This is a genomic window from Spirosoma sordidisoli (assembly GCF_004138325.1).
GTDB lineage: Bacteria > Bacteroidota > Bacteroidia > Cytophagales > Spirosomataceae > Spirosoma > Spirosoma sordidisoli.
Map to the genome: position 1 here is coordinate 1,906,198 of NZ_SBLB01000001.1, position 21,013 is coordinate 1,927,210.

Annotated in this window: 13 protein-coding genes; 5 read left to right on the top strand and 8 right to left on the bottom strand. The window is 56.4% G+C overall.

The features are described 5' to 3' along the window. Window positions 1-8: 8 nt before the first annotated feature. The 5 genes from EQG79_RS08175 to EQG79_RS08195 all read right to left on the bottom strand — a co-directional run bounded on the left by EQG79_RS08175 (window position 9) and on the right by EQG79_RS08195 (window position 9,729). On the bottom strand, window positions 9-1,013 hold the full coding sequence (locus EQG79_RS08175; RefSeq protein WP_240699303.1) for a hypothetical protein: 1,005 nt from the start codon (window positions 1,011-1,013) through the stop codon (window positions 9-11). A 264-nt stretch (window positions 1,014-1,277) separates the two neighbouring features. Continuing rightward, window positions 1,278-3,644 (bottom strand): right-handed parallel beta-helix repeat-containing protein, encoded by a 2,367-nt coding sequence (locus EQG79_RS08180; protein WP_129601057.1) that lies wholly within the window; start codon window positions 3,642-3,644, stop codon window positions 1,278-1,280. A 566-nt stretch (window positions 3,645-4,210) separates the two neighbouring features. After that, entirely contained in the window at window positions 4,211-5,194 is a 984-nt protein-coding gene (locus EQG79_RS08185) for a ThuA domain-containing protein (RefSeq protein WP_129601058.1), read from the bottom strand. A 120-nt stretch (window positions 5,195-5,314) separates the two neighbouring features. Continuing rightward, window positions 5,315-6,319, bottom strand: coding sequence for a YpdA family putative bacillithiol disulfide reductase (locus EQG79_RS08190; protein WP_129601059.1), 1,005 nt, complete (start codon window positions 6,317-6,319; stop codon window positions 5,315-5,317). A gap of 122 nt (window positions 6,320-6,441) precedes the next feature. Next, entirely contained in the window at window positions 6,442-9,729 is a 3,288-nt protein-coding gene (locus tag EQG79_RS08195; RefSeq protein ID WP_129601060.1) for an SdrD B-like domain-containing protein, read from the bottom strand. A 213-nt stretch (window positions 9,730-9,942) separates the two neighbouring features. Between EQG79_RS08195 and priA the strand changes: the two genes are divergently transcribed. Continuing rightward, window positions 9,943-12,468, top strand: coding sequence for a replication restart helicase PriA (gene priA, locus EQG79_RS08200; protein ID WP_129601061.1), 2,526 nt, complete (start codon window positions 9,943-9,945; stop codon window positions 12,466-12,468). A 298-nt stretch (window positions 12,469-12,766) separates the two neighbouring features. Here priA and EQG79_RS08205 read toward each other — a convergent pair whose 3' ends face one another. Then, window positions 12,767-15,220, bottom strand: a complete 2,454-nt coding sequence (locus EQG79_RS08205) for an outer membrane beta-barrel family protein (RefSeq protein ID WP_129601062.1) — start codon at window positions 15,218-15,220, stop codon at window positions 12,767-12,769. Between the two features lie 307 nt (window positions 15,221-15,527). Between EQG79_RS08205 and EQG79_RS08210 the strand changes: the two genes are divergently transcribed. From EQG79_RS08210 to pyk, 3 genes are all read left to right on the top strand, one after another. Further along, entirely contained in the window at window positions 15,528-16,592 is a 1,065-nt protein-coding gene (locus EQG79_RS08210; protein ID WP_129601063.1) for a sensor histidine kinase, read from the top strand. Between the two features lie 30 nt (window positions 16,593-16,622). Further along, window positions 16,623-17,357 (top strand): LytR/AlgR family response regulator transcription factor, encoded by a 735-nt coding sequence (locus tag EQG79_RS08215; protein ID WP_129601064.1) that lies wholly within the window; start codon window positions 16,623-16,625, stop codon window positions 17,355-17,357. Window positions 17,358-17,588: 231 nt separating this feature from the next. Continuing rightward, window positions 17,589-19,025, top strand: coding sequence for a pyruvate kinase (pyk, locus tag EQG79_RS08220; RefSeq protein ID WP_077920895.1), 1,437 nt, complete (start codon window positions 17,589-17,591; stop codon window positions 19,023-19,025). A gap of 112 nt (window positions 19,026-19,137) precedes the next feature. On the opposite strand, the gene EQG79_RS08225 is transcribed toward pyk, so the two are convergent. Together EQG79_RS08225 and yihA are read right to left on the bottom strand one after the other, a co-directional pair. Further along, window positions 19,138-19,611: a DUF5606 family protein gene (locus tag EQG79_RS08225; protein ID WP_077920597.1), complete on the bottom strand. Its 474-nt coding sequence runs from the start codon at window positions 19,609-19,611 to the stop codon at window positions 19,138-19,140. Window positions 19,612-19,708: 97 nt separating this feature from the next. Continuing rightward, the gene (yihA, locus tag EQG79_RS08230) at window positions 19,709-20,344 is read right to left on the bottom strand and encodes a ribosome biogenesis GTP-binding protein YihA/YsxC (RefSeq protein ID WP_077920894.1); all 636 of its coding nucleotides are present in this window, start codon (window positions 20,342-20,344) and stop codon (window positions 19,709-19,711) included. A gap of 189 nt (window positions 20,345-20,533) precedes the next feature. On the opposite strand from yihA, the gene EQG79_RS08235 reads away from it, so the two are divergent. Beyond that, a complete protein-coding gene (locus EQG79_RS08235) occupies window positions 20,534-20,992 on the top strand; it encodes a thioredoxin family protein (RefSeq protein ID WP_077920596.1) in 459 nt (152 codons plus the stop codon). The last annotated feature ends 21 nt before the right edge of the window (window positions 20,993-21,013 follow it).

Consider the following 21,013-nt stretch of genomic DNA (forward strand, 5'->3'; position numbering starts at 1 on the left):
GGCCGGGGTTAGCTGACCAGGGCGGTCGCCGAAGCAGGCTGCCCGGCCCCGGCGAAGTGTGACTGCACGTACTGCTTTACCTCCTCGTCGGTTTTAGCGTGCAGGATGGTAGCGCCCGACAGTTGCGGATACAGCGTCTGGTAGCAGTTGAAGTGATGCTCGGGTCCTTTCTTGGACAGGATCAGGTTGATGCCGCCAAAGTAGCTGGCCAGTACCGACGTGCCGCCATGGGTGGAGATGAACCGCTCGGCGTTGGCGTAAAGCTGGAGCTGAAAATGGTTGTAGTTGCGGGCGTTGCCGCGGTTGGCCTGAAACAGGTCTTCCATCAGCAGCACCTCCGGATGTTCGCGCCGGAGCCAGTCGAACTCCCCCAGATCGTGAAAATCGCTGTTGTCCATCACGATCTGCGCCAGTTTCGGCCGGTTGTAGATAATGGTATACCGATCTTTCAGCGACCTGATAATGAAGTCAATGACCTCTACGCTGAGAAAACTGACCGGCGGCCCGTCCCACTCCTGGTTATAGCGGTTGGCAATGATCAGAATCGGTTTCTCGTAGACGTATACGTCGTTCCGGTAGATTTCTTTCAGCGGTACGGGCGTCCACTTGCTCATGTCATAATCGTGGCTGTACAGGGTGCGGGGCAGGTCGTAGTTGTAGTTTCCCTCGGTCGTACGCCGGTCAAACGTGGCCGTATGCTCGGGCGAGAAGTAGTAAAACTCACCCATGAATTTAGTAGACTGCGTAGCTTTCAGGGTGCCGTTTTTGTAATGCCAGTACGCATGGGGCAGCGCAAACTGCAGGTCCGGCCCAAACTCCCCATCGAACCCAATCATCTTATAGGGTTTGCGCCGGATAAAGTCGGCAACGACGTACTTGAACTGTACCAGTTTGCATAGATAGGTATTCCGGTAATAGTAACGATAGCCCGGCGGCACGCCCGCATGGCGAATACGTACGTACAGACTCACCAGTTTACTGGCTATCCTGAAAAGCAGTGAAGGGGGAGTCATAAGGGTTCGTTCAGTAACGCTGACGCTCAGGTACGACCGGCCTGACGATAACAGCGGCTTTTTCTAGTTAGAAATTACTATAAACAGGCTAACAACTATCTGTAAACCTCGACGGGCAGGTAAATTTAAAAAAATCTGTTTATTCTAAATACTAAGTTAATAATATTTCGTTTTAGCAACTTAAGGAAGTAGCCTGGTAGCCGCATAGCCCGGGGCCTGCCGCTGACTACGGAGTTCGGCCTAAACGAGCAGTAAATGAGTAGTTTATAATTTAACGACCCGGCCCCGAATCAGGCGGTCGCCGGCCTGAACCTGGTAAGTATACGTACCGGCGGGCCAGGTAGCGGTCGACAGGGTAACCGTATCCTGCTGACCGGGCATTGCGGTCTGGTTCATAAGCTGACCCTGAACCGAATAAACCGCTACCCGGCTGATCAGATCCCCCGTTCGCAGCTGAATGGTTAGTTTATCCACGCAGGGCAGCGGATACGCCAGCACCCCCTCCGGCGCTGAATCGGGCAACAGCGGCCGGTCGTAGTCGGCACCTGCCCGGGCTCCGTTGCCCCCCGCCAGTATGAATTCATAGGCGCCTATGTCGTAGGCATGGCCAGCCGGCCGGGGCTGGTCGTTCCGATCCGCTACGACGCCCCATTGGGCTGCGTGGGTACCGGCGTTGATCAGCGGAGAACCGGCTATCAACAGAAAATTGTCGCTGGCCGCGTCGGCATAGCCCGCCGTTCCGTACGATACCGCCGTAAAATTGGTCATTACCGAGGCCGTAGCACCCTGCGCAAAGGTGATCGCCCGCCCCTGGCTACCCCAGTTCGTGATGGCGTTGTTGGCAATGGTGTTGATGTTGTCCTGGTTGTAGAGCCGGATGCCGTCGCGTACGCAGCCGCTGATGGTATTGTTAACAATCTGCACGATCGTACCTGGCAGCGACCCGGGCCGCTCGTCGCAAAAGATGCCATCGCCCCCTACCTGACTGATCACGTTGTTGAAAACGCGGTTGTTACCCAGATGCCCCACCACAATGATGCCCATGCCCGCTACCCGCCGAATGGTATTGCTGTAGCAGTCGCCCCCGGCTCCTCCGCCAATCTGGATGCCGTTGTTTTGTCCGTAGGCAAACGGCGAAATACCGGTATCGGTCAGCTCGTTATGGTGAATCTTCGCGTCGGGCGCGCAGCTGTACTGCAGCCCTTCGGCGCCGGTGCGTTCAATCCGGTTGTGATGAATATCGAGTCCGTAGATCAGGTGCGGGTAAACCTGCTTCTGCACCCCGCTACAGGAAATGGTCATGCCGGTGCCGAAAAACGAGTTACCGGCGTAGATCCCTTCGCCTTTGGTGTCGTGGATGTAGTTATCGTGTACGTTGACATTGTACATCGTAAAGTTAGCCTGCCACGTCAGGGAGTCGCAGCTGGGGTCGGTTTTGATCGACATACCGGCAAACCCCGACTGGGCCACTTCGAGGTGGTCTACCTCACAGTCGGAGCTCATGCCCCCAATGCCCAGAGCCGCTGCCGCCGTAGCGCTGGCCAGGCTGATGCCATACGCATGGGCCGGATCACCACTGCCGCTCAGCACAAAATACCGACTGCCCGAGAACTGGAGACAGCTCGCGTTGGAGGTTGAACTGAACGACACCGGCCCACCGCAGTTCACGAAACGAATTGGCTGGGCGGAGGTACCTACAAAATTGGTGAAGGTGGTGTTCATGTATGCGCCTGCCGCCAGGCAAACCGTTTTCCCCGGCGCTACCCGCAGCAGGTGGTTGTTGTACGACCCGGCTCTGGTAACGGTATAGTCGCAGCCGCAGGCCGATGAGCCTCCTGCCTGCCAGCCCGCCGGCACAGCGCCCAGATTGGTGTACAATATACTGTTGTTATAGATAGAAGCTCCCGGCGCGTTGTTGACCGTCATGGCGGCCCCGCCAATGTATTCGATTCGGTTGTTGTAGACCTCCAGGCCTTCGATCTGAACCGGGTACACCCGTTTCTGCACGCCGTTGCAGGTAATCAGCACCCCGTTGGTAGCCGACTGCCCGCTACCCAGAAACATGGCCGTACCGGGGGTATCATGGATGTAGTTGTCGTGAATCTTTACCGTTCTGACGGTATAGTTGGGCTGGTAAGTCATGGAGTCGCAGCCGGGGTCGAGCTTCATAAAAAAGCCGGCATACCCCGAGCCAGCCACTTCTACCCGCTCCACTTCGTAATTGGTGCTGGTACCGCTCACTCCCACTGCCGATGCGCCACCTCTGACCTTGTTGGCCAGGAACCCGTACTGAACCGCCGGATCGCCGGAGCCGCTCACGATGAAGTAGCTGCTGTTGCTGAACCCCAGCGCTTCTCCCCCCGTCTCTATTCCCGTTCTGACCTGCCCGCCACAGTTTACGAAACGAATGGGCTGGGCGGCTGTTCCTTTAAAATTGCGGAAGCTCAGGCCGGTGTACTGCCCCGCCTGCACGCAGACGGTCTGGCCCGGCTGCACGTTCAGCACGTTATTATCGTAAGCACCCGACTGCGTAATGGTAACGGCACACTGACACCCTCCGCCCGACTGTGTAAACCCCCACTGCGGTACCAGAACACCTAAACAAATCAGCAGATAGCGGTACAGCATCATCTTAAGTTGAGTATAGTTAAGCGGGAAAGATAGCCTTTCTATAGCATCTGCTCAGAAAGGCCAGCTCCCGGCATCAGCTCAATCGGCAGGCTCATTTGGTAGCATCTACGACGGACCACAAATGGCAGATTGGGTGACTGATGGACAGATTCAGATCACGATATTATGAATTTTAATTGTTTTTTAAGAAGGGATTATTTACTTATTATATTTTTTTGTTTATGGATGGGCTATTTGCATGAACGAGTGACTATCGAAATTGTTGGGCAATTTTTATTTACGACTTTTAATCACCAATGACTTATATCAGGCCATACGCATTACATATTCACGATTTCAGTAACATATTTTAATTTACTTTTCGGTACGTGAAAACAGCGGTTTGCGAGAAGCTGAGCCTGAAAAGACCCCGGTCAATTACCGGTATCTCACTCCCCGTAAAGCAACCAGCCGCCATCAACGATCGTTAATGGCGGCTGGTCTTGACAGGCAAACCGGATAGTATGACAGAAGCAGGCGGCCCGGCCAGGTGGGATGACTGCTACCCACGGACAGTACGCTTAAACCTACTCAACAAACGGGCGCTGGCTGGTAGCTTTTTCCGTTGGGAAATCGGGCGGGATCGGGATGTCGACTTTACCCGTGGCGGCCCACTGCGCCCCGCGCTGCAGACAGGTAATAAAGCCAACACATTCGACCGAATAATCGACGTGGCCCAGGGGCGTGTGAAAAATGCGGCCTTTTCCGTATTCAATGGTCATCAGCATGGGTTCGTGCCGGTCGGTACCGCGGTTATCTTTGGGCGAGAAAGCCGTAGCGAGTACCGTCATTTTTTCGGCGGGGCCACGCAGCCGGTCATACATCTCATCTTTCGTGTGCATCCAGTTCAGCGGCATTCCTTTGGTGATCGGATGCCGGGTATCCCGAACCGTTATCATAAATTCCTTCTGCGCACCGTGCGAACCGGCGCGGCCCGCCTGACTGTCTTTGACCAGTTTTCCGTTCTGGTCGTAATAAACGTAGGGACCATCTTTCTCGGTCCGGTCGCCCCAGCCGCCCAGGCCGATCATTTTGTTGTAAGCGGGCCAGAGCGGAAACGAGTTATCGGCCGCGTGGATGACGACCAGCCCGCCCCCGTTGTTCATGAATTTCTCGAAATCGGCCTGCGTCTCGTCTGACCAGGGGGCCGCATTCCAGCCAAAGTTGCAGACAACCAGGTCGTACTTTGAAAAGTCGGGATGGAAGCTGGAATCGGCTTTGGGCTTCGCCAGGGCCTGGGTGCTTCTGACCCCGTCTACCTTGTATTTGTCGATCAGATCGGCACCGTTCCAGGTAAAATACGTGCGCTTCACATCGACCGAAAACTTACCCGTCTCTTCCAGGTAGCGTTTCATCATGAACGTAATCTTGGGCCACTGCTCGTGGTTGTTCTGCCCGTCTACGATCAGGGTTCTGATGACCTTTTGGTTGCCCGTCTTTTTCGATTGCGCCAGGGCGTCAGCCGGGAGGAAGGCAATGAGCAGCAGCAGGAGCGTGCAAAGTGATTTCATGAAAGGTTGTCTATGTGTTGGCTCTCGACCAGAAAGCCGCGCCGGACCTGAATCCTACTTTCCTGCCGCAGCATATCGACGCCCTGCCTACCTTCTGCCCCGAAATAGTCCTGCTTCAGCCTAGATACGCTGAATCAGCTCCGCCACCTTATGTACTTCGCGGCCCATAATGTGGTCGATGATCGCCTGAGCATGTTCGCGCCCATTCTCGATAAAGACTTTTTCGGTATAAATTCCCGCCAGTACCGTACCGCAGACGTACAGGCCCGGTACGTTGGTTTCGAAGGTTTCTTGGTTGAAGACAGGCACCTGCGTAACCGGGTCGAGGTCGATGCTGCACCGGCGGAGCAGATCGGCATCGGGAATGTAGCCCGTCAGCACAAACACAAAATCGGCCGGGATCTGCGTTTCATCGCCGGTTTTCAGGTTGTTCACCGTCACGCTCTTCTCATCGATCTGGGTAACAACGGAGTCGAAAACGGTCTTGATTTTTCCTTCCCGAACGCGGTTTTTAACATCGGGTACCAGCCAGTACTTCACCGTACTCCTGAAATCGTCGCCCCGGTGTACGACCGTTACGTTCACATCGTGTCGATACAGTTCGAGCGCAGCCTCAACGGCGGAGTTCGACGCGCCAATAATGACTACGTTCGTAAACGAATACTTGAAGGGCTCGTCGTAATAGTGCGACACCTGGGGCAGGGTTTCGCCGGGGATGTTCAGCCAGCGGGGGCGGGTGAAATAGCCCGTGGCCATGATCACCTTACGCGCCTGGTACAGATCGCCGGTGGTGGTAGTAACGGTAAACAGGTCGTCCTGTTTCTGTACGTCCCACACCTCCTGAAACAGTTTGGTATTCAGCTTGTAATACGCAGCCGCTTTCCGGTAGTACTGCAGGGCTTCGTCGCGGCCTGCTTTGACACCCGAGATCGGAAAGGGCAGACCGCCAATTTCGATATTTTCGGCTGTTGAGAAGAAGCGCATCCGGCGCGGATACTGGCGGATCGACTCGGTGAGGCTACCCATTTCCAGAATCAGATGGCTCAGTCCCGATTTAGCGGCTTCGATACCGGCAGCCAGGCCACAGGGCCCTCCGCCCACAATAATGACGTCGTAGTGTTGCATATTCAGACAATTGGCAGGTAATCGTCAGCAAATGGTCTGCCCTGCCCTCTGGGTATGCAACATAGAAAAACCCCTCAAAGGTTGCGTTCCTGAGGGGTTTTCCATACGATTTACGGGTCTGTTTATCGAATCCGGGTAGCCCGGATCGGAACGCAGATGGGTTCGGGACAGCCCAGTTCAACCACCTCGACACTGGCCGAGATAGAACAGCCGCTGGCCGCAGTAGCTTTCACCGTATACACACCGGGTTGGGTTACCTCGTTAACAAAAGCAGTTGACGTATAAGAATCGGGGCCTGTCCACGAAACCGAAGCGCCGGGTGCGCTGGCCGAGATGGTTGCCAGACAGGTGGGACAGGTGGGAGCCGTAACCGTGGCCGTAAGCGAAGGAACGGACGTATCGGCCGTAACGGTAGCGGTGGCCGTACTGACCGAAGCCGGGCAGCTACCGTCGCCAACCGTAAGCGTATACATACCAGGCTGGTCCGTAGTCGGATTGGGCGCGGTACTGCTGAAACCACCCGGCCCGGCCCAGACAAAGGTAGCACTGGTAGCGGGCGTATCATCGCCGTACAATGCCTCGCCCATCAGCGTTACGGCCGTGGTCGAACAGCTGAGGGTAGCGCCCGTAGCGCGGGCTTTCAGCGCCGGCAATACATTGACGATTGTTTCTCCCGACTGTCGGCAGGCCGGGTCTTCGGGCGTAGGAAATATAATGGCGTAGATGTACTGCGTCTGGGGCGTGGCGGTGTTGTTGGTTATGTTAATGAGGGGCGTATACAGCACCGCCCGCTTGATGGAGTCGGCCGTGGCCGAGGCCGACAGGGCGGTGGTCGATATACCCGGTCCGGCCGTAGCTGACACCGTTCCCAGTACTGTTCCTCCGCTATACATGGCCGTACCCGACTGCGGGCTCGTAAACAGCACGAACCGCACCTGGTCTACCTGGCTCAGGTGTAATCCATAGGCCGCTACCGAATCGACCGGTGTTCCTGAACAGACGGTAATCGCTTCTTTCTCCGGCGCCAGCATCGGGCAGGAAAACATCGACAGGTCGAAGGTAAAATTATTCTGCCCCGCGTCGCCGGTCGTTACGGCAATCACGGCCGACGATCCGGTTGTGAGCGCGTCGGAATCGCGCTGATCGGTATCCGGGTTGCCGTCGGTCCGGTTCAGGGGCGAGATCGCGTACGACCGCTGCACTGCGGCACTTTGCCGCCCACCCCGGGCTGCCAGCCGCCCGCCAGCCACGCTGATCGGCCGGGCGCCTTTGAGGGTAATGTCCAGCAGGGGCAGTTGCGAGAGGTCCATACGAACTTCGTAGCGGTGATTAAACTGGATACCGGCAGGCACCGTCCGGTTATTGAAGTAATACTGACCGCCGTCGCGCGTGGTCTGGGAGGCAATTTCCAGCCCCCCGTTTTCCATATCATGCAGCGTCAGCACGATCCCATCGACCCCGGGTTCGTAGGCATCCTGAATTCCATCGCGGTTATCGTCGAACCAGACCCGGTTACCGATCTCGACCGGTGCCGGATCGCACAGGGGTTTGCTATCGCCCAGGCCCGACGCTTTACCAAACAGGCCCGGTACCTGGGCGTACAATACGTAGTTACGGTTAACCTGCCCGGTCGTGTTGTTGAATACTTTCAGCCCCCCCGCCTTGAAAACGCCTTCGATTGGGTCAAAGGCCGAAGTAACCACTTCGTTATATCCCGGAATCAGGCTCAGGGCGCCATTGGTCACTTCGGCATGAGCTACGTTGCCAAAGAAAATCCAGTTGTCGAGTCCGTAAAATTCGCCACCGGTATTGCTGGCATCAACGGGGCCTTCGTTGTTGGCAACGCCACTACCCGTCCGGCCGCCAACTTTCCCGTTCTTTTCCAGCTCGTAGGTGCCGTTATTGTTGTAGGCCCGAAGAATATCGCCACCCGTAAAGCCATCGTAAAAGCCATTGCCGTTCGGATCGTGGTTCTGAACGCCCCCCAGCATACCAAACCGATCCAGAAAACCCAGGATCATTGACCCATCGTCATCAAACTCGATGTCGGTTATCATGGGTTGCGGGTGCATGACGAAATACGGATTGGTACCAGCTCCGCAGGGCGTTGGCCAGGCACTTGTCCAGGGCAGCCACCGATCATACCGTGCACAGGAGTTCTGCGGGTTGAGCGGATCGGTGGTGAGGTCGGCCGGTCCGCGCCGGAAGTTGAGCGGAAAGGCCAGTACCGATTCAAACGTAGGGTTGGCCACCGAAGGGTCCATGCGGTATATCGTCACGTTCAGGTCGCTTTGCTGCTGCGACGTTTCGGCCGAACACACAACGCCGATATACAGCTTGCCCCGGTACATCTTTACGGCCCAGGGTCGGTAGTCGCCATTGGAACAGCCCGGGTCGGGAATGGTCCATGATTTTACATCGGCGGCCGTAGGCACCCGGGCTGGCACGCCCAGGGAGAGCCCATACAGCTTCCGATCGTTGAGGTTGACGAAATACAGTGTCTTGTCATCTTCTGACATATCCATACCGCCAAAACTGCGTTTGCCAACATCGGTCATCGGTCCGGGATCGGCGTTGGGCAGTAACTTGTTTCCCGACAGACCGCTATGCGAATCGCTTCCTACGTCGATACCGATCGTACTGACATCCAGAAAGCTACCCGTGGTGGAGGATGTAATATCGGTCACGTAAATCCCACCCGGCCCCAGCGGACCGTATGAGGTATGCCGCTTTAGAACGGCTGCCGAGAACAGTTTTTTACTGCGTCGCTGATAGGCCAGTCCCCAGGTGGCGCCAATCTCGCCGGCCGATGCCAGATGAGTGGGGTAAAAATTAGTGGGCGAAGCGACACCACTGGCCGTGTAGGCAACCGATACCAGCGCATCGACCCGGGCCGTTTGTTCATCCGGCGGTATACCGTCTGTGAGGTTCGAGTTGCCGTTTACGTAGCAGGGGGTTGCCAGCTTCACATCGGTACCCTGGCAAAAATCGGACGGGTAGTTCAGGCCAATGTTGATGGCGGTTGCCGATGCGCCCGCTGTTATGAACTGCACCCGGGTTCCACTGCCACTACCGTAGGGACCTTCATAATCGCCGGTCGGTAAGTTGCTGAACTCGATCCGCACCGGCGTACCGGCGGGTAGCTGCGCCGAGCTGAAACTAAATCTCCCGTCGGCATTGGTCGTTGTGGTAAGGGCCGTTCGGCTCAGGCCGGCAAAGGCCTGTACCGATACATCACGAATGCCCACTTCGATAGGTAAGGTGTCGGAACGGACTCCGTTCAGGTCAAAGTCGCGGTATACAACCCCGCTGACCTGAGCCCGTACGCTGAACGTGCTCAACACAAGCAACAGGAACGGGCCCAACCATCTACTAAGTACAAGGATACGGTACGGGTAATTTTGTTTCATGCTAAGAGGCTGTTAAGTGGATGCAATTGGCAAAAAAGATGGTTAACCAGAGTTAACTTATCAGAACACGGTATATCAACGATACCGCAACCCGACAGGCCGCTTATCCGCTTATCAGGTAATAGCAGGATAAGCACCCGCTTAGTAGACAAAATCCTTGCCATCCGCAGCCGCTTTTCTCCGTATCTTTACAGAACGTACTCTTCAAAAAAGGTGGAAAATCAAGCCAATACGTTATTTACTTCTTTTGATGCGGACGAGGTAACCTTTTTTGCCGACCTGATTTTACCCATTCCGGTCCCAAAATTGTTTACCTATCGGATACCGCGTGGAATGGCCGATCTGGTCAAAATTGGTGCCAGAGTAATTGTTCCGTTTGGCAAGAAAAACAGCCGCGTTCTGACGGCTATCGTGGCCCGTTTACACAACTCTCCGCCCGCAAACTATCAGGCCCGATATGTTACCGAACTCCTTGACGAGTACCCTTTAGTTAACAGCTACCAGCTGGAGCTTTTTCGCTGGATGGCCGAGTATTACATGTGCTGCGTGGGCGAAGTGATGAACGTTGCGCTGCCATCCGGACTGAAAATCTCGAGTCAGTCGAAGGTCCAGTTCAACCCCGATTTCGACTACCCGGAACTGCTGACCGAGCACGAGGAGATTCTGCTGACCGAGCTCAAAAAGCAACCTGCCCTCACCTACGACGAACTGAGTCGGCTGGCGGGCGAAGGCGTCAACATAGCCGCGCTGATCAAATCGCTGGTCGGCAAGAAAGCGGTCATTGTTTTCGAAGAGATCCGGGAGAAGTACGTACCGAAGATGATCCGGAAGATTCGCCTGCACCCCAATTACGAAGAACGGGAGCAGTTGCTGGTACTACTGCAGCGGCTCGAAAAGCTTCCCAAACAGCAGGAAGTGGTCATGCGTTACCTGCGCCACGTACCGGTGCAGCATAACCCGGCCCTCAACCAGAAAGGACTCGATAAAACGATTCTCAATCAGGATGACGAGCTGTCGCAGTCGTCACTCCAGACCCTGGTCAAGAACGCCGTTTTCGAAACCTTCGAGGTTATTCAGCCCCGGTTTGCCGACACCAGTGCCCCGCAGGGCGAAATACGGCTGACCGAACACCAGCAACGGGCGGCCGAGCAGATCATGGCCCGGTTCGATCAGCAGAACATCGTGCTGTTTCACGGCATCACGGGCAGCGGTAAAACCGAAGTTTATATTCACCTCATTCAGCAGGCACTGGCGGGTGGGTCTCAGGTGCTGTACCTGCTGCCCGAAATTGCGCTGACGACCCAGATTGTGGTCCGGCTGCAGCGGGTCTTCGGCGACAAAATGGGCATTTATCACTCCAAATTCTCGGACAACGAACGGGTCGAGGTTTGGAAAGGGGTGGTTTCGGGTCAGTATCAGTTCGTGGTGGGCGTACGGTCGGCGGTGTTTCTGCCGTTCGACAACCTGGGTCTGGTCATCGTGGATGAAGAGCACGAAACCAGCTATAAACAACATGACCCCGCGCCCCGCTACCACGCCCGCGATGTAGCGCTGATGATGGCCCATTGGCAACAGGCTAAGGTTCTGCTCGGCTCAGCCACGCCCTCGCTCGAAACGTATTACCAGGCCAAACAGGGACGCTACGGGCTGGTTGAGCTGCATCATCGGTTCGGCGACGCCACCCTGCCCAATATCCTGCTGATCGATACCAAACAGGAAAAGCGGCAGAAGACTATGAAGAACGAGTTTTCGTCGGCCCTGCTCGATGCGCTGGAGATGAACCTGGAGCGGAAAGAGCAGAGTATCCTGTTTCAGAACCGGCGTGGCTACTCGCCCTACATGCAGTGCGAAGACTGCGACTGGACGGCCGAGTGCCCCAACTGCGCCGTTAGCCTGACCTACCACCAGCGCGATGCCGAGCTGCGCTGCCATTACTGCGGTCATAAGGAAGCGGTGCCGCGCCTGTGCCCGACCTGCGGTTCTACCAAAGTCAAAACCATCGGCTTCGGTACCGAAAAGCTCGAAGACCAGCTGCAGGTTTATTTCCCGAGTTCGCGGGTACTGCGGATGGACCTCGACACGACCCGCGCCAAAGATGCCTACGGGCAGATCATCCGCGAGTTTGAAAGTGGCAGCGTCGATATGCTGGTCGGCACCCAGATGATTACCAAAGGACTGGACTTCGACAACGTCAGTCTGGTCGGTATCTTCGACGCTGACCGGCTCATCCACTTTCCCGACTTTCGCGCTACGGAACGGTCGTTTCAGATGCTTACCCAGGTAAGCGGCCGCGCCGGCCGACGCGCTGGCCGGCAGGGTACGGTCCTGATTCAGACGGCTAACCCGCACCAGAGCATCCTGCAAAAGATCATCCAGAATGATTACAAAGGCTTGTATGAGGAAGAGATTCAGGAGCGGCAGGATTTCAACTACCCGCCCTTCTCGCGGCTTATCAAGCTAACCGTACGCCATCCCGACAAAGCCATTAGCCAGCAGGCCGCCGAACGCCTGTGCGCCGAACTGACCGATGCGCTCGGCAGCACGCGGGTACTGGGTCCGGAGCAACCCCTGGTCGAGCGCATCCGCAATCAGTTTCTCTTCGACATTCTGATCAAGATCGAACGGGAGAAAGTCAATATCAAAGCCGTAAAGGCCTATATCCAGGACCGAATCAACGACATCCTGACCGACAAAGGTCTCCGCCAGGTCAGCATCGTCATCGACGTCGACTGCCTGTAATTCCGGATTGGGCGGTCGCTCCGATTTTTCTCTGGCTTTCAGGCCGGGGCAAATGAATACCTATTCCCATTTCCCCGGCCTGAAGGCCCGGGCTATTCATGAATCTAACACATGGGGTCATTTCCGCAATCGGACGATCCATGAATTGCCCCGGTTTTTAAACCGGGGATTATTCAAACCGCCTATTCCCCGGCCTGAAGGCCAGGGCTAGCCATGGACCCAACACCCAGGGACACCTCCTCAACCGGACGATCCATGAATTGCCCCGGTTTTTAAACCGGGGATTATTCAAACCCCATCACCCCCCGATCCGGCCCTTCTCAGCCTCCAGACCGGTTTCGCGCTGGCGGGCGGCTTTGAGCTGTTTGCTGCCGAAATTGTACGTAAAATTGAGCCGGATCTGACGACTCTCCCACCCGCCACTAGCGTCCATGTAGAGACCGCCAAACTGACTGATACCGCGCCAGCGCTGGCTGTTGAACGGGTCCGATAGGGTCAGCACCACCGATCCCCGGTCGGCCAGCACCTTACGCTGTAAGCCAACGGTGCTTCCCCAGAAATGCCGGTTTTGAAAGGTGCCGCCCCAAATAGAAGGCGAGGTATAATAGCCGGACACCTCCAGCCGCAACTGGCCGGGTAGCGTCAGCGTGTGCTGCGCATACAGACTCAGCACGTGAGCCGTCAGCCCAATGCGCTTCCCGTCGCCGAAATTAGCTTCGTTGGCCGACCGATAAGCGCTTACGTTCATAAACACACTCCACCACCGGGCCACGTTGAACGGATAGCTCACATCGACCGACAGCACGCGCTGGCTGGCCAGGTTGCGCGTGGTGATGTAGTTGCGGGGCCGACCGTCGGCGCTGCGAGCGCTGGTATCGGTAATCTCGGTGAAGAAATCCTGCGTGTCGCTGTAACTGAGGGAGGTTGTCAGTTTGTATTTGTAGGTACGCGACAACCGAAGGGTATTGGTATACTGTGGCCGCAAAAAAGCGTTGCCCTTCTGGTACGTCAGTTCATCGAGCTTCGACTCAAAGGGGTTCAGACTCTGGTAGCTCGGCCGGTCGATCCGGCGGCTGAAGGTGACCGAGAAGGTGCTGTTCGGTGTAGCCTTGTAGGTAATACCCGAACTCGGAAACGCATTCAGGTATCGGCGGGTCACCATAGCATCGGCCTGACTGACGGCGCTGGTCAACCGACCGTCCGACTCCGTCTGTTCGACCCGAAGGCCAAACTGCCCCTGCCATTTACCACGGCTTTTCTCGAACGACGCGTAAGCCGCGTAGATGGATTCGGTGTAAACGAAGCGATTTGTTCGATCAGTATTCAGAACATCCTGACCGTTCTGAACGTCGAAAAAGTCGAAGTCGTTGCCGGTTCGTACCGACGAGAGTTTGAAACCCGCGCTCAGCCGACCACCCCAGAACCGCTGCCCATAATCTGCTTTCAGCGTTCGCAGGCTTATATCGGTCAGGGTATTCATGCGGTAATTGCGCTCAAACAGCAGCTCGTTCGTTACCGGGTCGATGTAGCGGTTGGGCTGGTAGGCGTCGCCGGTCGAGCGGAACCGGCCCAGGTCGGCATCAACGCTCAGCTCATGCCCCGAAGTGTCGGCGTAGCGGTAGTTCAGGTTAGCGTTACCATTGGCGCGGTTGCTCAGGTTCCGGTTGTCGGCAATGAGCAGCTGGTCCGGAACCCCTACCGCTGCGGTCACGAACCCGATGGGTGTGCGACCCAGTGTACTGGAGCTACCATCGCGCAGCATGCCGTCCAGCAACAGACCCAGCGTACTATACCGGCTCACGAACCAGTCGGCCCCCAGCCGCGCATTATGCCCCGCCGACGTTGACCGGGTTTCGCTTTTCTGGTCGAAAAATTGCCCGCTCTGTTCGCGATAGAGGTTGATAAACGACCAGTCACGGGCCTGCCGCAGGCTGTAGCTGGCAAACAGATTGGTCTTTTTGACGCGGCTGTTCACCGACACGGAACCGTTGTATTTCGGGTAATAAGCGCCCTGCGCGAAGCCGAGCGTAGCACTTCCATTCGTACCCGCATCCGGACTACCCGCCCGGTTTCTTTTGAGCCGGATGTTGATAATGCCGGCATTGCCCTGCGCATCGAACCGGGCCGACGGCTGGGTGATAATCTCGATGGCGTCGATGTCGGTAGCCTGTAACGTCCGAAGGTAAGCCGCCAGGTCGGCCGGTCCAAGGGGCGAAGGTTTACCGTCGATGAAGATGCGAACACCATTCTTGCCCTGCAGCACGATATTATCATTGGGGTCGATCTGTACTCCCGGCGCTTTCTGCAGCAGCTCAATCGCCGAACTCCCCGCCGAGGTGATGCTGCTCCCAACGTTCAGCACCAGCTTGTCGGGCTGCACGTCCAGCAAAGGCTTCGTGGCGGTTACCTTCACCTCGTTCAGCGATCGGGCGGCTTCGGTCAGTACGACAGCGCCCATCGAGCCAGCCTGTCCGTCAACGACCACCACCGGCCCCGAGGTCCAGGCGGCATACCCAACCCCCGTAAGCCCCACGCGGTAGGTACCGGCCCGTATTCCGGGAAAAACATACACACCGTTTTCGTCGGCCACGGCGGCTTTTACCAGCACCGAGTCGGTGGCCTGCCGAAGGGTAGCCGTAGCGAACGGGATCCCCCGCTGCGAAGCGGTAACAGCCGTGCCGCTCAGCGACGCCGTCTGAGCAAATGAGGGAGCTGACAGGATCAGCAAACATAGAATGAACAGGTTTTTCATAGCTTTGGCGAATTGGATAGGTCAAAGCTAGACACCCGCTCCAGGGCCTGCCAGCCCCAATCGGTGAGCCGACAAATACGTCGCCGAACGGTAGCCCATTCCATTCAGCGACGTATTTGTCAACTCGTCGGAAAAAGACGCCGGTCATCTATGAATCCGTATAGCTTTGTAAACGATGGGTATCCGTACTCACCACGGACTACTCACGCGGCAGCCACACCATCCGGTCAGGTGGTCCGTGCGGACACGGACCACGGTGAGATAACGCCACGCGGAAACGAAAATAATTGTACAAACCAGGCTAACTATGAACTGGAACCGGATTGCGTTTTGGGGCATTACGTACCGCCAGCTGACGCTGATCGTGGGGTTGTACATCGTATCGGCGCTGCTCTACGACGGTGCGTTATCGATCAGCCAGCGGGCCTGGTCGAAAAGCCCCCTGTTCATTGACTTTCTCAATGAGGTTCCGAGGGCCCTGCTCGACTACAGCACGAAGCTGCTCGTTACGGCACCGGTCTGGTATCTGCTGTTCATCCGCCTGCGCCACCTCACCCTAACCCGCCGAATTTTGCTGCACGTCATCCTGCTGCCCTTGTACCTGCTGGTCTGGCAGTTTGTGTACTACGCCATATCAGATGCACTGAAAATCGGGCGGCTGCGGGGTACGGGGCAAGTCTGGGATACGTATATCGGGGCGCTGTTCTACCTGGTGCAGTTCGGTATCTATCACGCCTACGACTACTACCGGGATCTGCAACAGCAACGGCTCCGCGAAGTGCAGCTGCGCGAACTGGCGCTGAAAAGTGAACTGGCAGCGCTGAAAGCCCAGCTCAACCCCCATTTCCTGTACAACGTATTCAACACCATCAGCGCATCGGTACCCCCCGCTCAGGAACGCACCCGCGAGCTGCTGGCCGAACTGGCCGATCTGTTTCGCTATCAGCTACAGGCCTCCAAAGCCGATGTGGTCACCGTGCGCGAAGAAATCGCCTTCGTCAAGAAATACCTCGACCTGGAAAAGGCCCGCTTCGGCGACCGGCTCCGCGTCTCGTTCGATGTGGCCGATAACGTACTCGACAACACCATGCCGCCCATGCTCCTGCAACCGCTGGTCGAAAATTCGGTGAAGCACGGTATTGCGTCGCTCATCGAAGGGGGCGATATTCACGTGGGTATTCACCGGCAGAACGGACACCTGCACGTAGCCATCTCCGACACGGGCGTCGGCATGAACGGCTCCAGCACCACCGGTCACGGCCTGGGGCTGGCCAACACCCGGCTTCGACTCGATAAAATGTACGGCAGCCAGCTGACCGTGGGCAACAGCCAGCCCCGGGGCGTCACCGTCAAATTCACCATACCAGCTTAACGCAACCTGACCGGTTCTGCCGACCCGCCTATGCAGAAAGTTATCATCATCGACGACGAAGCCGCCGGGCGTACCCTGATCCGGCAGTACCTCGACGCTTACCCCGCCCTGATCGTGGTCGGCGAAGCCAACAACGGCGTCGATGCCGTACGGCTCATCAACGAGTATAAACCCGACCTGATTTTTCTGGATGTGCAGATGCCGGGCCTGACTGGCTTCGACGTTCTCAAACACATCGACGAGATTCCGCAGATTATTTTCTCGACCGCCTACGACCAGTACGCCCTCCAGGCCTTCGAGGTTCATGCCGTCGATTACCTCCTCAAGCCCTACACCCGCGACCGGTTCTCCCAGGCCATCCAGCGCGTGACCGACTCGCGGATGGGTAACCTCCAGAAAATTCAGCCCCTGGCCGAGAGTCTCCTCAGTACCGCCACAACCTATCCCGAGAAAATTCTGGTCCAGACCGGCAACCGGCTCGTTACGGTCGCCGTGGCCGATATTCTGCGGATCGAAGCCGAAGGCGATTACGCCACGCTGGTTACCGCTACGGGCCGCCACCTCAGCAACTACGGCATCAGCGCGCTCGAAAGTAAACTCAACCCCAGTCATTTTCTGCGGGTTCACCGGTCAGATATCATCAATCTGCACGTTGTCCGCGAAATCCAGAAATACCCATCCAGCTACGATGTCATCCTGCAGAACGGCGATGTGGTGCGCGTGAGCCGGTCGTATATGGACAAAATCCGGGAGCTGACCTTTTAGGCGCGTACCCCATTCCGGCCCGATTCCGGTTTGCGCGATCGAGCCCGGATACACCGGCACCCTGACGACCGGGAGCCAGTCGAGCCGCTGTTCGGCTGCGTCAGCGGGGGCAAACCGGGTCGGGAGCCCGTCGGCTTCTTTGTAAATTTTCCGCGAACACAACTGTATATCTTTGTGTCCGGTTATTTTTGCACCGGCTTCTGGCCGTACTGCCCAACTTTTTCTTTCCCCATGTCCAAGAAAACCAAGATTGTGGCCACCATTGGCCCGGCTTCCGAGACCAAAGAACAACTGCTGGCACTGGCTCGGGCTGGCGTTAACGTCTTCCGGCTCAACTTCTCCCACGGCACCCACCAGGATCACCTCATGCGGCTTACCCGCATCCGCGAAATCAACGCCGAATACAACCTGAACCTTTGCATTCTGCAGGATTTACAGGGGCCTAAAATCCGCATCGGCAACGTGGAGCATAAAGACGGCGTCATGATTTTGCCCGGCAATACGCTGACGTTCACGAACGACGACATCGTGGGTACGGCCGAGCGCGTCAGTACGCCTTACAAAGACATGTACAAAGATGTACACCCCGGCGAACGGATTCTGATGGACGACGGTAAACTGGAAGTGCGCGTACTGCGGACCGAAGGTACCGACGTCGTTACGGAAGTGGTCTACGGCGGCTCCATGAAGTCGAAGAAAGGCGTAAACCTGCCCAACACGAAGGTATCGATGCCCGCCGTAACCGAGAAAGACTGGGCCGATCTGGAGTTTGGTCTCGAAAACGACGCCGAATGGATCGCCCTGTCGTTTGTACGGGAAGCGTCGGAGATTCTCGAAATCAAAGAATACATCCGGTCGAAAGGCAAGAAAAGCCGCGTCATCGCCAAGATTGAAAAGCCCGAAGCTATTCAGAACATCGACGAAATCATTGCCGCTACCGACGGTCTGATGGTAGCGCGGGGTGACCTCGGCGTCGAACTGCCCGCCGAAGAAGTACCGATGATTCAGAAAATGCTGGTCGAGAAATGCAACCGGGCGGCTAAACCGGTTATCGTGGCTACCCAGATGCTCGAAAGTATGATCGATGCGCCCCGCCCCACCCGCGCCGAAATCAACGACATCGCCAATTCGGTACTCGACGGCGCCGACGCCGTTATGCTCAGCGCCGAAACGGCGTCGGGTAAATACCCGATCCTGGCCGTAGAGTCGATGGCCAACACCATCCTCCAGGTAGAGGCAGCCTCCGACGCCATCTATTACCGCTACCACGCCCACGTCAATGAGCAGCCCGGCGAGAACGTCATCAACGACAACGTGGTGATGAGCGCCTGCCGCCTGGCCCGCGACACCCGGGCAAAAGCCATCATCGGGATCACCAACTCGGGCTATACCGCCGTGCGGCTTTCGCACCACCGCCCCAAAGCCGACCTGTACGTCTTCTCGAACGATCCGCAGCTGCGCAATACGCTCGGCCTGTACTGGGGCGTTCAGGTGATGCCGTACGAACAGAACCCGGAACTGAACATCGATCAGACCGTAGAGGGTATCAAGCAGACGCTCATCAGCCAGAAAAAGCTGTCGTCGGGCGATATCTTCATCAATACGCTCAGCATGCCGCTAACGCAGTCGCGCCGGACCAACACGGTCAAGCTCAGCACTGTCGACTAATACGCGTCTCCTTCCGGAAAGCAGTCTGCTTTCCGGAAGAACCGGACATAAAAAAAAGCCGCGAAGCCAAGGGCCTGTCGCGGCTTTTCTGTTCTCACTGAAAATGAAGTTTTTAGGCCTTCGGCTCGTCGGTCGTCTCGGCTGAAGGGGTTTCGTCGGTGGTTTCGGCCACTTCGGGCTGGGCGTCGAATACCTCAGGCGCATGCTGGCGCAGAATGGTATACCAGACAATGAGCTTCTTGATATCGGCAGGCCGTACCCGATCCCGATCGTAATTGGGCACAACGGTGGCCATAAACTCAGCCAATTCGTCGTTCGAGCCTTTGGGGTCAACGGTCAAGGTATCGCCATAGGTCGTGTATACGCTCATCAGCACGTCGGCCAGCGGAGTCGACTGATCGTTTCCGTCGCCATCCACGTAGATGGATATATCATTCAGGACCGAGACACGAGCCGTTGGGCCCATCATGGTCTTTGCTTTCTTATCATCGAGCGACTCAACAATAACGCCTGCCCGGCCTGGCTTCAGAATTCGGTACAGGCCGCTATAACCGGCCACATTGGCAATCTGCTTTAATGCTTCCATAAGTAATCTACTAAATTGGTAACGCTACCTTGGTTGGTGTATTGTTAATTGAACTGAGTGATTGGCTGAATTTATCATCGATCACTCCGGCGCGGGTTTATTTGCCGGGCTTGAACCGCTTGACGCCCGCACTTTTCTCATACTCCTCGTTCAGCGGGCGGATGAACGAAAGAATGTCTTCGCGGCCTGCAGCGGTGACGGCCGATGTGATAAAGATCTGCGGCACCTCTTCCCAGGTTTCGAGCAGCCTGGCGCGGTAGTTGTTTAGGGTTGCCTGGAGCTTTACCGCACCCAGTTTTTCGGTTTTCGTGAAAACGATCACGAATGGCAACCCCCGATCGCCGAGGTTTTCCATGAAATCTAGGTCTATTTTCTGCGGCTCGATCCGCGAATCGACCAGCACAAAAATACAAAGCAGGTTAGGCCGGCTGGTCAGGTACCCATCAATCAGCGCGGCAAACTTCTCGCGCTCGGTCTTGCTAACCTGCGCGTAGCCGTAGCCCGGCAAATCGACCAGGTACCACTGGTTATCGATGATAAAATGGTTGATGAGCTGTGTTTTACCCGGTTTACCGGATATTTTAGCCAGCGAAGCCCGACTCGTGAGCATGTTGATCAGCGACGACTTACCCACGTTGGACCGGCCAATAAACGCATATTCGGGTCGATCGGGCCGGGGGCATTTGGCAGGATCGGAGTTACTGACGAAAAATTCGGCTTGTTTAACGGGCATCGTGGTAGTAGCTGAAATGGCCGCAAAGTTCGGAAAGAATGTGGACAATGGCATATGGTTTGCACCTTGTCATTTACAATGCCGTTATTAACTTGCTTTCAGAAATCGCGTCGCTGGAAACGAAAGGCACAAGGCTACGCGTTATTAATCGGAAAAGACTCACAGACTACCGGCGCGCCGGATCAACTCATGAAAAAAGTAGTTTGGCTATTAACCATTCTGTTTACCGGGCTTGGTGCTGTTTCTACAGACGCGGCCCGGTCGGTCCCCCCCACCAACCGCATCGGCGACGATAAACCGGAAGCGGGTATTCAGTTCACGGAGGCATCCTGGCGCGAGATTCTGAAGAAAGCCAAAGCCGAGAAAAAAGTCATTTTCCTCGATGCCTACGCCAGCTGGTGTGGCCCCTGCAAACTGCTGCAAAAGCGGGTGTTCACCCAAAAAACCGTAGGCGACTACTACAACAGCCGGTTCATCAACGTGAAGATGGACATGGAAAAAGGCGAAGGTCCGGCCCTGATGCAGGTGTACCCCCTCGAAGCCTATCCAACGCTGCTGTTCATCGATGGCAACGGCCGGGTACTGAAAAAAGTACTGGGCTACCAGTCGCCCGAAGACTTGATTGCCATCGGCCGCAGCGTGAAATAAATCACCGACATTCAGTACAAA